The sequence below is a fragment of the Paenibacillus sp. P36 genome (assembly GCF_045866505.1).
Lineage (GTDB): Bacteria > Bacillota > Bacilli > Paenibacillales > NBRC-103111 > Paenibacillus_E > Paenibacillus_E chondroitinus.
Genome location: NZ_AP038372.1, coordinates 5,169,636 through 5,186,053, shown reverse-complemented (window position 1 = coordinate 5,186,053; position 16,418 = coordinate 5,169,636). Strand labels below are relative to the sequence as shown.

At 50.6% G+C, this 16,418-nt stretch carries 13 protein-coding genes; 12 read left to right on the top strand and 1 reads right to left on the bottom strand.

Annotated elements, in window-relative coordinates; translation table 11 throughout:
- The first annotated feature begins 66 nt into the window (after nt 1-66).
- Genes ACKTT9_RS23385 through galU form a run of 3 tightly spaced genes read left to right on the top strand, consistent with a single transcriptional unit; the run spans nt 67 to nt 2,770 of the window.
- Nucleotides 67-978 (top strand): selenium metabolism-associated LysR family transcriptional regulator, encoded by a 912-nt coding sequence (locus ACKTT9_RS23385; protein WP_127452186.1) that lies wholly within the window; start codon nt 67-69, stop codon nt 976-978.
- 44 nt (nt 979-1,022) lie between these two features.
- A complete protein-coding gene (locus tag ACKTT9_RS23380; RefSeq protein ID WP_407867821.1) occupies nt 1,023-1,889 on the top strand; it encodes a PHP domain-containing protein in 867 nt (288 codons plus the stop codon).
- A complete protein-coding gene (gene galU / locus ACKTT9_RS23375; protein WP_407867820.1) occupies nt 1,889-2,770 on the top strand; it encodes a UTP--glucose-1-phosphate uridylyltransferase GalU in 882 nt (293 codons plus the stop codon). The genes ACKTT9_RS23380 and galU overlap by 1 nt, the downstream gene beginning before the upstream one ends.
- A 47-nt stretch (nt 2,771-2,817) precedes the next feature.
- Here galU and ACKTT9_RS23370 read toward each other — a convergent pair whose 3' ends face one another.
- Complete coding sequence (locus tag ACKTT9_RS23370; protein ID WP_407867819.1) at nt 2,818-4,581, bottom strand: NFACT family protein; 1,764 nt, start codon at nt 4,579-4,581, stop codon at nt 2,818-2,820.
- Nucleotides 4,582-4,763: 182 nt separating this feature from the next.
- On the opposite strand from ACKTT9_RS23370, the gene ACKTT9_RS23365 reads away from it, so the two are divergent.
- From ACKTT9_RS23365 to priA, 9 genes are all read left to right on the top strand, one after another.
- On the top strand, nt 4,764-7,556 hold the full coding sequence (locus tag ACKTT9_RS23365) for a calcium-translocating P-type ATPase, SERCA-type (RefSeq protein WP_407867818.1): 2,793 nt from the start codon (nt 4,764-4,766) through the stop codon (nt 7,554-7,556).
- Between the two features lie 151 nt (nt 7,557-7,707).
- The gene (dapF, locus tag ACKTT9_RS23360; protein WP_407867817.1) at nt 7,708-8,541 is read left to right on the top strand and encodes a diaminopimelate epimerase; all 834 of its coding nucleotides are present in this window, start codon (nt 7,708-7,710) and stop codon (nt 8,539-8,541) included.
- A gap of 96 nt (nt 8,542-8,637) precedes the next feature.
- A complete protein-coding gene (locus ACKTT9_RS23355; protein ID WP_407873099.1) occupies nt 8,638-10,512 on the top strand; it encodes a bifunctional homocysteine S-methyltransferase/methylenetetrahydrofolate reductase in 1,875 nt (624 codons plus the stop codon).
- A gap of 29 nt (nt 10,513-10,541) precedes the next feature.
- Nucleotides 10,542-11,426, top strand: a complete 885-nt coding sequence (locus tag ACKTT9_RS23350) for a YicC/YloC family endoribonuclease (RefSeq protein WP_157321380.1) — start codon at nt 10,542-10,544, stop codon at nt 11,424-11,426.
- A gap of 34 nt (nt 11,427-11,460) precedes the next feature.
- A complete protein-coding gene (gene remA, locus ACKTT9_RS23345) occupies nt 11,461-11,721 on the top strand; it encodes an extracellular matrix/biofilm regulator RemA (protein WP_009672664.1) in 261 nt (86 codons plus the stop codon).
- On the top strand, nt 11,711-12,349 hold the full coding sequence (gene gmk, locus ACKTT9_RS23340) for a guanylate kinase (protein WP_127452198.1): 639 nt from the start codon (nt 11,711-11,713) through the stop codon (nt 12,347-12,349). Before remA ends, gmk begins: the two co-directional genes overlap by 11 nt.
- A 1-nt stretch (nt 12,350) precedes the next feature.
- Nucleotides 12,351-12,584, top strand: a complete 234-nt coding sequence (gene rpoZ / locus ACKTT9_RS23335; RefSeq protein ID WP_157321378.1) for a DNA-directed RNA polymerase subunit omega — start codon at nt 12,351-12,353, stop codon at nt 12,582-12,584.
- Between the two features lie 70 nt (nt 12,585-12,654).
- Nucleotides 12,655-13,875, top strand: coding sequence for a bifunctional phosphopantothenoylcysteine decarboxylase/phosphopantothenate--cysteine ligase CoaBC (coaBC, locus tag ACKTT9_RS23330; RefSeq protein ID WP_407867816.1), 1,221 nt, complete (start codon nt 12,655-12,657; stop codon nt 13,873-13,875).
- On the top strand, nt 13,875-16,388 hold the full coding sequence (gene priA / locus ACKTT9_RS23325) for a primosomal protein N' (protein WP_407867815.1): 2,514 nt from the start codon (nt 13,875-13,877) through the stop codon (nt 16,386-16,388). The genes coaBC and priA overlap by 1 nt, the downstream gene beginning before the upstream one ends.
- The last annotated feature ends 30 nt before the right edge of the window (nt 16,389-16,418 follow it).

The following is a 16,418-nucleotide window of genomic DNA, read 5'->3' as shown; positions in this document are numbered from 1 at the left end:
TTTTACGTCTGAATGGACTGCGCGCGCGCAATTTCATATAATGGTAGCAAAGAGAGGCGGGGTTTCATGGCACTTAATTTTCATCAACTTCACATTTTTTATACCGTCGCGGAAAAAGGAAGTTTCTCACATGCCGCCGGGGCGCTCCATATGACCCAGCCTGCCGTTACGATGCAGGTTCAATCCCTCGAGGATTATTTCGGCGTGAAGCTATTTCACCGCAGCACCAAGAAGATTGAGCTTTCTGAAGCGGGAAGAGCGCTCATGCCGTTTGCGAAAAATAGCATTGAGCTGATTCGGGAGACGGACGTGGCGATGTCCAAGTTCACCAAAATGATTGAAGGGCGTCTCCAACTTGGCGCAAGCTTGACGATGGGCGAATACATTTTACCTCGTCTCCTTGGTCCCTTCAGCAAAGATTACCCGAACATCTCCGTTTCCATGAAGGTAATGAATACGACACAAATTCTCGATGAGGTTCTGGGTCATCAGCTGAATTTCGGGCTTGTTGAGGCGCCGATTCATCACCCGGATGTTCATACGGAAGCGATTCTAAGCGATGAGCTGAAGCTTATTGTGCCGACGGACCACCCTTTAGCAGACCTGGAGGTTGTTACACTCGAAGAAGTGTTGAAATATCCATTCGTGCTTCGTGAGCAGGGGTCCGGAACTCGAAGGGTAATGGAAGAGGAATTCGCCCGCTGCAACATGGATTGCTCCACGATGAAGATTGTCATGGAATTAGGCAGCACTGGCGCTATTAAATCAGCCGTTGAAGCTGGACTTGGTATTTCGATCCTATCGCAGTCTTCGGTTAAGCATGAAGTGACATTAGGATTGTTTAAAGTGAAGACGATTGAGAATATTAGGTTTGAACGCAGCTTCTATGCGATTTATTTAAATTCCACACTGCTTCCTATATCCGCAGTCAGTTTTATGACCTTTTTACAGCAGGAAGAATTAAGCCGTTTTCTTTAAAATGCGCAGCACCTGTAAGGGATAAGAAGAAGGGGGACGCGGAAATGACAGCCAATGTGACAGCCAAAATGGAAGCGGATTTACATACACATACAACGGCTTCGGACGGGACGCAGCGTCCTGCGGCTAATGTGCAAATGGCCCACGATGCCGGATTGGCGGCAATTGCGATCACGGATCATGATACGGTTTCAGGAGTGGCTGAGGCGCTTGCAGAGGGAGTGAAGCTCGGCATTGAAGTTGTACCTGGGGTTGAGATCTCGACCGTCGCAGGTGGCCAAGACATCCATGTGCTAGGGTATTATATTCAAATCGACGATAGTCAGTTTCTGGAAAGATTGGCCTCTTTGCGTGACACCCGAAATGCTCGGAACGACATGATTATTGAGCGTTTGCAGCAGTTGGGCATGGAAATTACGATGGATGATGTGCTCAAAGAAGTAGCGAATATTAAGCGTAAGGGCGATACTGTCGGAAGACCCCATATTGCTGCTGTGCTTCTGAACAAAGGTTATGTTTCCTCCATTAGCGAGGCCTTTGACAAGTATTTGGCTACAGGCGCTGCGGCTTATGCCAACCCGCCGCGCATCAAACCGGAAACGGCCATCCAGTGGATACATGAAGCGGGTGGAAAGGCCGTACTTGCTCATCCGGGCATTTATCATGACGATGCGCTCGTTGAGGCTATTACGCAGCAAGGATTAGACGGCATTGAGGTCTACCATTCCGACCATACGCCGGAAGATGAAGCGAGATATCTTGAGCTTGCCGAGCGCACAGGCCTTCTCATTACCGCAGGTTCAGATTTCCACGGAGAACGGGGCGGAGTTGTTTTTCATGCGCCTATCGGTTCCAAACGAATTGGGACTGAAGTTTTGCAATATCTACAAACCGAGAAGGAGCCGCGTTAATGAAAAAGATTCGCAAAGCGATCATTCCTGCGGCTGGTTTAGGAACCCGCTTCCTGCCAGCCACGAAAGCGCAGCCCAAAGAAATGCTGCCCATTGTGGACAAGCCTGCCATCCAATACATCGTAGAAGAAGCAATTGAGTCTGGGATTGAGGATATCATCATTGTAACCGGCCGCAACAAGCGGGCGATTGAGGATCATTTTGATAAATCCGTTGAACTTGAAATGATGCTCGAGGAAAAAGGCAACACGCAATTGTTGAATATTGTGCAGTCTGTCTCTAATCTGGCTGACGTTCATTATATTCGGCAAAAGCAGCCCTTAGGCCTCGGCCATGCCATCCTTTGCGCACGCAAATTTATTGGCGATGAGCCGTTTGCCGTGCTTTTAGGCGATGACATTCTGCAATCATCTCCACCTGGACTCAAACAGATGCTGGATGTTTATGAACAGACAGAAACGTCCGTTATCGCTGTACAAGAAGTGCCATGGGAAGATGTGAGCAAATATGGGATCGTTTCCCCGGCGGCGAGCTATGGCAGCTATCGTTTGATTGAAGATTTGGTCGAGAAACCTGACCGTGACCAAGCACCTTCGAATTTGGCTGTGATCGGCCGCTACTTGATCATGCCTGAAATATTTGGCATCTTGGAACGGCAAGAGCCTGGCCGCGGCGGAGAAATTCAATTAACGGATGCTCTCCGTGTCCTTAATAGAGAGCAGCAAATGGCCGCTTATTTGATGCAGGCGAATCGTTACGACGTTGGCGACAAATTCGGCTATATTGAAGCGACCATCGAGCTTGCCCTCCAACGGCCGGATTTGCAGCAGCAGGTGAAAGCGTATCTTCTCAATTTGGCTAGAAAGCTAGAAGCGGAATAAACATAAGTAAAAGAACCTAGTGCAGGAAGATGCGCTAGGTTCTTTCTCTATTTTACAGTTACTTTCATTTGTTTAATTTCCTGTTCATCCGGCGTTACGAATAGTGTTTTCTGATTCACATAGATCACGAATCCAGGCTTGGAGCCATTCGGCTTATGGACATGTTTGATCGCTGTATAGTCAACAGGCACTTGGCTGGAGTGCTTGGCTTGGCTGAAATATGCAGCTAATTGCGCTGCTTCTCGCAGAGTTGCCTCGGAATAGTTGTCGCTTCGGATCACGACATGGGAGCCTGGGATATCCTTCGTATGCAGCCAAGTATCGGAGGAGGAAGCAAGCCGGTTGGTTAAAAATTCGTTTTGCGTATTGTTTTTGCCGACGTAGATCGGAATTTGCTCACTAGACATATAACATGCCAAGGCAGGCTTATCCTTTTTCTTCTTTTTGCGCTGCTTTTTATTGCGGTCGCGTATGTAGCCCTGTTCCATAAGCTCATCGCGGATTTCTTCGATGTCGGTCAAGGAAGCTACGCCCAGCTGCTGCAGCAAGGAATTCAGATACGTAATTTCCTGATGCGTTTGTTCGATTTGTTCCTCGACAATGGCGGTACTGTTTTTCATTTTTGTGTATTTTTTAAAATAGCGCTGTGCATTCTCTGACGGAGTCAACAGCGGATCCAACGGAATTTTGATCATAGCCTGATCTTCATCATAGTAGTTGATGGTCTCAAGCTCGCGATCCCCTTTGTTAACGGCATGCAGGGAAGCTGTCAGCAGCTCGCCAAGTATTCGAAATTTGTCGGCATCTTTGGAGTCTTCGACGGTCTCTTGCAGTTTTTCCAGTTTTTTAACATTTTTGTTCGATTCATTTTGTAAAAAACGGAGCAAATCCGCCACGCGCTGTTTAACTGTATCTCTTTCGGCTTTGTCTCCATAAAACATCTCCAAGCACGCGCTAGGCGTTGGGTACGTCGTGGACGTACCTTCAATGTGCGTGAGCGGTGTCATGGCGAAGAACAATTTGCCGGTACTTGTCTGCTCGGTAATGATGGGTTCGTAGTGGTTCTGACGCACAGCCGACATGACATGGTCAAAAGCATGCCATAAAGCGTCGAGATCGACCGTTTGTTCGCTTCCATCGCTCTTGCGGCCGCGGTATACGATCTCTTTGGAAATTAATGGGCTTAACCCGCTGAAGGCGGCAACAAGCCGATGTTCGGGTTTATCCGAACCAGAGGTATCTTCCCCGGGCATTTGAGCCATCGCATCAAGGAAGGTTGGTTTATCCACGTTAAGTGGATTTTGCTTATCCTGCACAGGCGGTGTGACATATTTGCTTCCTGGCATGACAACCCGGTAGGAAGAAATGGCAGGGGTTACGTGATGAATACCATCCAAAATGGTGTCCGTTGCCGGATCCAGCAGAATGATATTGCTGTGCCTCCCCATAATTTCCACGAGGATTTCTTTGGTGCTCATATCGCCTAATTCATCTCGGTGGCGGATTTGCAGCCGGATGACACGTTCCATGCCGATTTGTTCCACGGCTTCAATAACTCCGTTCTCACAGTGCTTGCGTAAGAGCATGCAGAACATTGGGGCATCCATCGGATTCAAAGAGGTTTGCTCCGTGAGCTGGACGCGTGGGAACGTGGGATTCGCTGAAAGAAGTAGCTTGAGATTTTGCCCTTGCGCCCGGATTTGCAGGATGACGTCATTTTCGCTGGGCTGGTGAATTTTATTAATGCGGCCTCCGACACACGTTTGTAATTCATGAACAATCGCGTGCAGGACTAGTCCGTCTAAAGCCATGATACATACAACTCCATTCTAGGTGAAAACTTTGCTAATCTCTATGATGCCATACTTTTCACAAAAACTTAAGCCTTAGCCATCGGGAAAGATGATTTCAGGGATATTTTCCGGCTTGTCTGAATACATTTACGTATGAGTGGGAGGCAAGATCAAGTGGGAAGTGGGAGGGAGAAGGGCGAATGAGTCAGAATAAGTGGTACCAGTTGACATCGGAAGAAGTCCTGCAGTTACAGCAGGTGGACACGCAGCAAGGATTGCCCTGGGAAGAGGCCTGGAAGCGGCAGGGAGAAGCGGGTCGCAATGAGCTGACTGAAGGCAATCGCGTCTCTCCGATTACGCTGCTATTGAATCAATTCAAAGATTTCATGGTGCTGGTGTTATTGGGGGCAACTCTGATCTCTGGCTTGCTGGGCGAATATCTAGATGCTATCACGATTGTTGTCATTATTGTCATGAACGGCATCCTTGGCTTTACCCAAGAATTCCGCGCCGAACGTTCGCTACGCGCACTTAAGGAATTGTCAGCTCCGAATGCGAACGTGTGGAGGGAAGGCGCCATTCATCAAATACCGGCTCGTGATTTGGTGCCTGGCGATATTATTTTACTGGAAAGTGGGGACAGGATTCCGGCCGATGTGCGATTCTTGGAGACGAATGGCGTCTATATCGAGGAATCAGCGCTCACAGGCGAGTCTGTGGCCGTCAGTAAGCAAACAGCAGCGATTGCGCATGATGAAGTACCGCTCGGGGATCAGCGGAATCTAGGGTTTATGGGGACGATGGTTTCCAGAGGCACTGCCAAAGCCGTGGTCGTTCGAATCGGAATGAATACGGAAATGGGTAAAATCGCAGATTTGATTCAAAATACGGAATCCATGGAAACACCGCTTCAACACCGTCTGGAACAGCTCGGAAAAATACTGATTATTGTTGCAATCGCGTTAACCGTTCTCGTCGTCGTTGCCGGTATTATGCACGGACAACAGCCTTATGCGATGTTCTTGGCAGGAGTGAGCTTGGCCGTCGCTGCCATTCCAGAAGGCTTGCCTGCTATTGTGACCATAGCTCTGGCGCTTGGCGTGCAGCGGATGATTAAACGCAAAGCGATCGTAAGAAAGCTGCCTTCTGTTGAAACATTAGGGTGCGCTTCGGTGATCTGCTCCGATAAAACAGGAACGCTCACACAGAACAAAATGACCGTTACCCACTTATGGGTTGGCGGCGATGTGCTGGAAGTGACGGGGGACGGCTATACGCCGGTAGGGGACATTCAAATTGGCGGACAAAATGCTGATCTGCTCAAAAATCCTTCATTAAGCAGGCTGCTCCATGTGTCCGTGCTTTGTAATAACGCAACGTTATATGAAGAAAAGCAGGAGCTGAAACGGAAGAAGGGCAAGGATTCCAAAGAGAACGTCGTCTCCGTCTGGAATATCAAAGGGGATCCGACGGAAGGAGCCTTGGTCGTCCTGAGCGCGAAGAGCGGCATTACGCAAGAGTCGCTTAGTGATAAGTATAAACGGATCGCCGAATTCCCTTTTGATTCCGAGCGCAAGCGGATGTCCGTTCTGGTGACTTCAGAAAATGGACGCATGGCATGCACCAAGGGTGCGCCTGATGTTCTGCTCCAGCACTGCAGCTACATTCTATGGGATGGCAAAGTCATTCCATTCACTTCTACGCTGAAGCAAAAAGTAATGGCGGCCAATGAAGGCATGGCCAGATCCGCCCTGCGGGTGCTTGGCATCGCCTACAAGGAGCTAAAAAGCACGGATCGCTACGACGACTATGAAACGGTGGAAAACGGCTTGGTCTTCATCGGCTTAACCGGCATGATTGATCCGCCTCGTAAAGAAGTGCGCGAAGCCATCTCCAAGTGCCGCAAAGCAGGCATCAAAACGATTATGATAACCGGGGACCATCAGACGACGGCAGAAGCGATTGCCAAACAGCTTGGCATGATTCAAGGCAGTGGCGTCAGCTTGAGCGGGCAGCAGCTCGCTTCCATGTCGGACGAGGATCTCGAAGCCAAGGTGAATGATACTTACGTGTATGCAAGGGTATCCCCTGAGCATAAGCTGCGTATTGTCAAGGCTTTGCAGCGTAAAGGACATGTTGTCGCTATGACGGGTGACGGAGTGAACGATGCGCCGGCGATTAAAGCGGCTGACATCGGAATCGCGATGGGGATTACGGGGACGGACGTTTCGAAGGAAGCTTCTTCCTTGATTCTCAGTGACGATAACTTCTCCACAATTGTTGCAGCCATTGAAGAAGGACGAGGGATTTACGAAAATATCCGCAAGTTCATCCGGTATTTGCTGGCGTCCAATGTCGGCGAGATTATGACGATGTTTATCGCGATGATGGCAGGTTTGCCGCTGCCGCTGGTACCGATCCAAATTCTGTGGGTGAATCTGGTGACGGACGGCCTTCCGGCGATGGCGCTGGGTGTCGACCAAGCCGAGAAGGACTTGATGCAGCATAAGCCCCGCTCCTCGAAGGAGAACATTTTTGCTAGACGACTTGGCTGGAAAATCATCTCCCGCGGAATTCTCATCGGTGTCTGCACCCTGGCAGCTTTCTGGCTCGTACTGCGGGCGGATCCTTCGGATGCCGCAACGTTATTGAAAGCACAAAGCGTCGCCTTCGCTACGCTAGTCATGGCTCAGCTGATCCATGTGTTCGACTGCCGCAGCTCCCGTTCGATTTTTCACCGCAATCCGTTACAAAATCGTTACCTTGTTCTTGCGGTATTATCCTCTCTTATTTTGATGCTCGCCGTTATGTATGTGGATACTCTTCAACCGATCTTCAAAACCGTTCCTCTTGGATGGAAGGATTGGATTCTCGTGCTCATCGCCGCAGGGATCCCGACCTTTCTTATGGGGCTGGGCAGCGTGCTCTCACCGAAGCGTACGAAAGGCTCTCGTCCTGCTTCCTATACATCATCTAAGGCAAGTTTCAGATAAGTTTAGATATGAGGCTGTCTCAGAGGTCTTGATGACCTTGGGGATGGCCTTTTCCCATTCAGCTGAACGAAAAACAGGAGAAAGGGCTATGCATTCAATCATTTTTGCGCTATGATATTGGCTAAAACACACATTTGGAGTGCTGAATACAATGAAATTTACAAAATTGCATGGTTTAGGCAACGATTTTATTGTCATAGCTGGTGAAAAAGAACTGCCTGCCGGTGTAGATCAGCTCGCGATCCGGCTGTGCAATCGCTTCTTTGGCATTGGCGCTGACGGCTTAGTATACATTCTTCCTTCTGAGAAGGCAGATTTCAAAATGCGCATTATTAACTCCGACGGATCCGAAGCTGAGCAATGCGGCAATGCGATTCGTTGCGTGTCTAAATATGTTTATGACCACAAGCTTACGGATGCAACAGAGATTACGGTTGAAACCTTGGGCGCAGGTGTGCAGAAAGTCCAACTGAATGTGCAAGAGGGGAAAGTTACGACGGTCCGGGTGGATATGGGGCAGCCGATTTTACAAGGACTTGAAGTTCCTACGACCGTAGATGAGGCCAAAGTAATCAATCATCCGATTGAGGTGGATGGAAGAGAGTTTCGGTTTACGGCTGTTTCAATGGGGAATCCGCACTGTGTCATTTATGTGGAGGATGCGGTTAATTTCGACCTTGCCGTTTGGGGGCCGAAGCTTGAAGTACATCCGATGTTCCCGCGTAAAATCAATGTGGAATTCGCTACGGTGAAGAATCGTGCGTTTACGGATATGCGTGTCTGGGAGCGGGGCGCAGGTCCTACCCTGGCTTGCGGGACCGGTGCTTGCGCGACGCTGGTATCTTCCGTTCTTAATGGGCTTACCGACCGTCAGGCTACGGTTTCGCTGAAAGGCGGAGATTTGTTCATCGAATGGAATGAAGAAGATAATCACGTGTATATGACAGGGCCTGCCGAAGAAGTGTATCAGGGTACGCTCGACTAACACACTATCAGAATAATTGATAAAGGTTTATCTTAATATCTCCCATCATTTGTGATACATTATAACTACATTTTTTTAGTAAGCGGGGAGATTATGATGAAACTGGATCTTCGAGCGGCGCTTCAACGGGATATTTTGACCGGTGACGGCGCGATGGGGACTTATTTATATCAGATGGGATTTCCGGTAGGCATTTCTTATGAAGAACTGAATCTGCTCAGACCGGAAACGGTCGCTGAAGTGCACCGCCGTTATTTTGAGGCTGGTGCTCGTCTTATTGAAACGAATACCTTTTTGGCTAACCGTGAAAAATTATCTAAGTACGGGCTGGAAGGCGATGTTGAAGCGATCAACCGTGCAGGTGTGGAACTTGCGAGGAAGGTTGTCGGAAAAGACGCTTATGTTGTTGGAGCGATCGGTTCGATTCGTGCCGGCAAACGCAAAAATGTCCGTACCGCCGATGTCGAAGAATCGCTGCGCGAACAGATCTCCATTCTTCTGGACTCACCGGTTGACGGGCTTATGCTCGAAACCTTCTATGATTTGGAAGAACTGCAGCTGGCGCTGCGCATCATTCGCAGCATGAGTGATTTGCCGGTGATCTGCCAGTTTGCGAATGAAGGAACCGGCAGCACGCAGGATGGCGTTCCGCTGCAGGAGGCATTCCTGCGTCTGCGCGATGAAGGCGCTGACGTCATCGGTTTCAACTGCCGCGTCGGCCCGAACGGGATTCTCCGCTCGATGGAGAAGCTGACCCCGCTGGCCGGCGTACCGTTCTCCGCGTTCCCGAACGCGGGGTTGCCCGACTACGTCGACGGGCAGTACACGTATGCGGCGACGCCTCAGTACTTCGCCGAAAGCGCGCTGCGCTTCGCGGATCTCGGCGCGCGCATCATCGGCGGCTGCTGCGGCACGACACCGGAGCATATCGCCGCAGTCGCGAAGGCGCTGCAGGACTACGTGCCGGCAGAGCCGGGCACGGCAGTGTCCGCGCGCGCGGTGCGCGTGCTGGAACCGGCGCCGGCGAAACCTGCGCCGCCGGCAGGCAAACCTTCGCTGCTGGAGATCGTGAAGCAGCGCAAAACCGTCATTGTCGAGCTGGATCCCCCGCGGGATCTCGACATTGACAAATTTATGCAGGGCTCCAGGGCCCTGCAGGATGCGCACGTCGACGCCATTACGATGGCCGACAATTCACTCGCGGTGACGCGCATGAGCAACCTGGCGCTCGGCCACCTCGTGCAGGATAAGCTTGGCGCGCGTCCGCTGATTCATATCGCGTGCCGCGACCGCAACATGATCGGGACGCAGTCCCATCTCATGGGGCTTCACGCGCTGGGCATCGACCATGTGCTGGCCGTGACCGGCGATCCCGCCAAATTCGGCGATCTCCCGGGGTCCAGCTCGGTTTATGACCTGACATCCTTTGAGATTATCCGGATGATTAAACAACTGAACGAAGGAATTGCGTTCTCCGGCAAACCGCTGAAGCAGAAAGCGAATTTCGTGGTCGGGGCTGCTTTTAACCCGAATGTCAAGCATTTGGATAAAGCGGTGCAGCGTTTGGAACGCAAAATCGAAGCCGGCGCCGATTACATTATGACGCAGCCGGTATACGATGCGGGGCTAATTGAACAAATTTACGAAGCGACCAAGCATTTGCATATACCGGTATTTATTGGTATTGCGCCGCTCGCGAGCGGAGGGAACGCGGAGTATTTGCATAATGAAGTGCCGGGCATCCGGTTGTCGGATGAAGTTAGAGCGCGCATGAGCGGACTCAAGGGTCCAGAAGGCCGCGCGATGGGCGTGGAGATTGCCAAAGAGCTGCTGGATGCGGCAATGCCTTACTTCAATGGCATCTATCTGATGACCCCTTTTCTAGCGTATGAGATGTGTGTTGACTTGACAAAGTATGTGTGGGAAAAGTCGAAACGTCATGATTTCCACTTGTACCCACTTTCAAAATGAATTAAAATAGGGTAATGGATGTGATGAGGATGATTTGCAGTATGACCGGATTCGGACAAGCGAATCGTTCTTTTGCGGGATACAACGTGTTTATCGATGTGAAATCGGTCAATCATAGGTATAGTGAAGTGTCGATTCGAATGCCTAAGGAATGGGCGGTCTTTGAAGACGCTTTGAAGAAGACGGTGCTGCAAGCTGTGAGGAGAGGGCGCGTTGACGTCTTCGTTACAGCGGAACGTGAAGCGGCTTCTACCAAGAGCGTGACGGTCGACTTTGCTTTGGCAGATGCTTATTTGCAGGCTGCCGAGGAGTTGAAGGGGCGCTATGGGTACGCCGAGCAGGTCGGTCTCAAAGATTTATTAAGACTGCCGGATCTCATTCAGATGAAAGAGCTTCGCAAGGAGCCTGACGAGGAGATCGAGCAGGAATTGTGCGCCTGCTTGCAGGAGGCCGTTGCCAAATTATCCGATATGCGGATGCGAGAAGGGGCATTTCTGGAACAGGACATTCGTGAGCGCCTGGCTGAGCTTAAACGGATCCATACGGAGCTGGAAGCTTTAGCGCCCGGGGTTGTGCAAGATTATGCGGCTAAGCTCACCAATCGCATTCAGACTCTCCTGCAGGATCAAACACCTGTGGATGAGATGAGGCTGGCGACAGAAATTGCGATTTTTGCAGATCGTTCTAACGTGGATGAGGAATTGACTCGTCTGAAGAGTCATTTTGGGCAATGTGATCAATTGCTTTCAGAGAAAGAGCCTGTCGGACGAAAGTTGGACTTCTTGATTCAAGAAATGAATCGGGAAGTGAACACGATCGGATCCAAATCCAATCACTCGGAGCCTACGGCTAGGGTCATTGCAATGAAGGCAGAGCTTGAAAAGATGCGCGAGCAAATACAGAATATCGAGTGAAGCGGCATGGAGCTTCGCGAGGAGGAAGCCCTAAATGGCTATCAAATTAATCAACATCGGGTTCGGCAACATCGTATCGGCGAACCGCATTATCTCGATTGTGAGTCCGGAATCGGCTCCGATCAAGAGAATCATTCAAGAGGCGCGTGATCGTCACATGCTGATTGACGCTACATATGGTAGAAGAACCCGTGCCGTTATTATCACGGACAGCGATCATGTGATTTTGTCGGCAGTACAACCAGAGACGGTAGCGCATAGACTTTCCAACAAGGACGATGATCATGACGAGTAATACGAACACTCTTGAGCGTGAGAGAGGTATTCTGATTGTTTTATCCGGACCTTCCGGTGTCGGTAAAGGTACCGTATGCGCCGCGCTGCGCAAGTGCTCTCCGGATATCGTGTATTCCGTATCGGCTACGACCCGCTCACCAAGACAAGGGGAAGTCGACGGTGTCAACTATTTCTTCAAAACACGGGAACAATTCCAACAGATGATTGATTCGGATGAAGTGTTGGAATGGGCGGAATACGTAGGTAATTTCTACGGGACGCCGAGACGTTTTGTTGAAGAAACGCTGCGCTCCGGCAAAGATGTCATCCTGGAGATTGAAGTTCAGGGTGCTTTGCAGGTGAAACAAAAGTTTTCCGAAGGCGTGTTTATTTTCTTGCTGCCGCCTTCGCTGGATGAGCTTGAGAATCGCATTGTAACGCGTGGTACAGAAACGGACGAAGTCATTCGCAGCCGCATGTCGATAGCGATTGATGAAATTCGTTTAATGGAACACTACGACTATGCAATTGTGAATGATCATGTGGAAACAGCATGCTCCAAAATACAAGCGATTCTAACGGCTGAACATTGCAAAAAAGAACGCGTGTATCCCAAAATCGTACAATGGATAGATGAGGTGAAATAAAATGTTATATCCTTCAATTGATAAATTGCTTGATATCGTAGACAGCAAGTATTCCTTGGTTGTCGCTGCATCCAAAAGAGCGAGATCTCTTCGCGACGGCGCGAAATCAGACTTGAAAAACCACAAAGCTCATAAGCAAGTTGGTGTGGCGCTTGAAGAGCTTTACGGCCACTACATTGGCTACGAGAAAATCGAGCCGACAGAGAACGAGAAAGTAAAAGAAACCGAGAAATAAATCGCTTACCCAACAACCCTTTGTGGTTGTTATTTTTTTCCCAGAATAGCAGATAGAAGGGGGAATACTCATGAGTGTTTTGCAGGGTAAAACGATTGTACTTGGCGTGTGCGGAGGGATTGCTGCTTATAAAGCGGCAGCGCTCACGAGCAAGCTGACTCAGGCGGGAGCGGTGGTGCGCGTCATCATGACAGAATCCGCTGTTCAATTCGTGGCGCCGTTAACGTTTCAAGTGCTTTCTCGTCATCATGTATTCGTGGATACCTTTGATGAGAAGGATCCTTCTGTTGTTTCCCATATCAACTTGGCGGATAGCGCGGATCTCGTGCTTGTTGCGCCAGCCACAGCGAATACGATTGGTAAAATAGCGCTAGGTCTTGGCGATGACATGCTAAGCACAACGCTGCTCGCAACAACCGCACCGGTCTGGATTGCGCCAGCGATGAACGTGCACATGTATGCAAATCCAGCCGTGCAGCTGAATATGCAGACTTTGCTTAGCCGTGGAGTGCGTTTCATTGAGCCGGGCGAAGGGCAGCTTGCCTGCGGGTATGTCGGCAAAGGCCGGCTTGCGGAACCGGAAGAGATTTTTGCAGCGGTTGAGCGCCATTTTAAGGGAGAACCTCGGCGGCTTGAAGGGCAGCGGGTGCTCGTGACGGCTGGAGGTACGGTAGAACGCATTGACCCGGTTCGTTATATTACGAATGATTCTTCCGGTAAAATGGGCTATGCCATCGCGGAGGAAGCTGTACGTATGGGAGCGAAAGTGACTCTGGTCTCAGGTCCAAGCGCATTGCCTGTGCCTGCCGGTGTTGAATTGGTTCCTGTGCAGTCCGCGCTGGATATGAGAGAAGCGGTCTTGTCCCGTTTTGAGGAAAGCCATGTGGTGATCAAAGCTGCTGCGGTCGCTGACTACCGCTCTGCGGTTATCGCTGATCAAAAAATCAAGAAAAAATCGGATTCGATGACGCTGGAATTGATTAAAAATCCGGATATTTTACAGGAATTGGGCACGCTGAAAAAGCATCAGTTCGTCATTGGTTTTGCTGCGGAAACGGAGCGGCTCGATGAGCATGCGCTGGACAAGCTGAAGCGTAAAAATTGTGATTTGATCGTCGGGAACGATGTATCGCAGGAAGGGGCGGGCTTTAGCGGAGATACGAACGTGGTGCGCATTTTTGACCGCAACGGACTCGTAGAAGCGCTGCCTATTCAGAGTAAGAAAGATGTAGCGCGCAGGCTGCTCGAATTGACAGCGGACCGTTTATCCACCAAGGCGAGGGAGTCCTGATGTACGCCAAGGTCATTGTGGATGTTCCTGCGAAACAAACGAACCGTGCGTTCGATTATGAAGTCCCCTCGGCCCTAAAGAAGTGGGTCGAGGTGGGGAGCCGTGTGGGCGTACCTTTCGGGCCTCGGGTGCTGCAAGGTTTCGTTGTGGAATTGCACGAGGACACACAGCTTGATGTGAAACGGATTAAACCCATTCAGAACGTCCTGGATCTGGTGCCTCCTCTGACCGATGAGCTTGTGAGGCTTGGCAGATGGATCAGCCACATGTATTTGTGCCATGAAGTCACAGCGCTGCAAGCCATGCTGCCCGCCGCACTCAAAGCGAAGTATGAGCGGGCGATTGGAGTTGGCGATGAATCCGGTGAACAGTCGCTGCTGGACATGCCGGATTTGCAAGCGATTGTGGCTTTCGTCAAGTCCAAAGGATCCATTCCGATGGATGCGTTAATGGAACGTTTTGCAACCGACGGTGCCCTCATCAAGCAATTGCTTGGCGCGGGCATTTTGACGGAAGTGCAGGTCGTCAAAGACCGAATGAGCACGAAGAAGGCGCTGACGGTATTCCCTCCTGCTGGGGGCAGCGGACTGGAGCAGGCGCTTTCCGAGCTTCCGGCGAGAGCCAACAAGCAGCAGGAAGTGCTGCGTTATTTGATGGAGCATCCTCATGCCATTCGGCTGACGGAGCTGATGGAAACGGTGGAAGTAGGCGCATCAACGGTTAAAAGCTTGGCCGATCGCGGATGGATTGAGCTGCGCGAAGTCGAAGTGATGCGCGACCCTTATGCGGGTCGTGCTTTTGTGCGGACGAAGCCGCTTCCGTTAACAGAGGAACAGAGCCGTGTGTTTGCGGAAATTCGGGATGCTGTTGCCGAAGAGCGACATGAGGTCTTCCTTTTGCATGGTGTGACAGGCAGCGGTAAAACGGAGGTTTATTTACAATCCATCCAGCAATGCTTGGATATGGGGAAAGAAGCGATCGTGCTGGTACCCGAGATATCGCTGACCCCGCAAATGGTCGAACGATTCAAAGGGAGATTCGGCGATCAGGTTGCTGTTCTGCACAGCCGGTTGTCGAACGGAGAACGATACGATGAATGGCGCAAAATTACGCGCAAACAAGTGAAAGTAGTGATCGGCGCACGTTCCGCCATCTTTGCTCCTTTTACGAAAATAGGACTTATTATTATTGATGAGGAACATGAGTCTTCTTATAAGCAGGAAGAGAGTCCGAAATATCATACTCGCGATGTGGCGGTTAAGCGTGCAAGCATGCAGGGATCCGTCGTTGTGCTCGGTTCAGCGACTCCTTCGCTGGAGAGCTTGGAGAAAACGAGGCGGCGCCGAGATCGGGCAGAACCTCCATACCGATTGCTGACGATGAAAGAGCGGGTGGCTAGCAGGCCAATGCCGCCAGTTGCGATTATCGATATGCGGGAGGAATTGAAAAGCGGAAATCGCTCGATGTTCAGCACGGCGCTGTATAAAGCGATTGAAGATCGGTTACACAAGAAAGAACAGATTGTTTTGCTGCTGAACCGGCGAGGGTATGCGACGTTCGTCATGTGCCGTACCTGCGGGTATGTCTCAACATGTCCGCATTGCGATATTTCGCTTACGTACCATCAGAGCTCACGCATGCTGCGCTGCCACTATTGCGGCTATGCGGAACGCGAGGTAACCGAGTGCCCTAGCTGTCAGTCCAAGCATATCCGCCATTTTGGCACAGGGACGCAGCGTGTCGAAGAGGAACTGGGCAAAATATTTCCAGGCATTCGCGTCATTCGAATGGATGTCGATACGACGACAGAGAAGGGTTCGCACGAAAAGTGGCTGACGATGTTTCGCGAGAAGCAGGCGGATGTGCTGCTGGGGACGCAGATGGTCGCCAAAGGGCTTGATTTTCCCGATGTGACCCTGGTGGGGGTTATTGCTGCGGATACCGTGCTGAATATTCCTGATTTCCGTTCGGCGGAGCGCACCTTTCAGCTTCTGACCCAGGTAGCCGGGCGTGCGGGCCGCCATGAAAAGCAAGGGGAAGTGTTCGTCCAGACTTACACGCCTGAGCATTATAGTGTGCAATACGCAAGTCACCATGACTTTATCGCTTTTGCCAACCATGAGTTGGATGTTCGAGCGAATTTAGGCTATCCGCCTTATCAGCGCTTGATTTTGGTTACTTTTTCACATGAGCAGGTGCCGCTTTTGGTGCGCTTTGCCGAAGCTTTTGTTACGAGGCTTAAAGAGATCGCGCGTGAGTATCAGGCGAAACAAATGGACCTGTTTTCAGACGCGGTGTCCCATGACCAATCCTTCCAAATGGACGTGCTAGGCCCAGTCGCATCGCCTATTTCCCGAATCAAAGATAGATATCGATTCCAATGCGTGGTAAAATATCGTGGGGAAGATCAGGCGGCGGAGATTGTCGGCCGGACGGTGGCCTGGTTTGAAGAGCGCTCATCAAAGGAAAAGCTGCTGATCAGTGTGGATGTTGACCCGCAATATTTGATGTAAGAAATCCCAAATAGAGAAGACTCAAAGGTA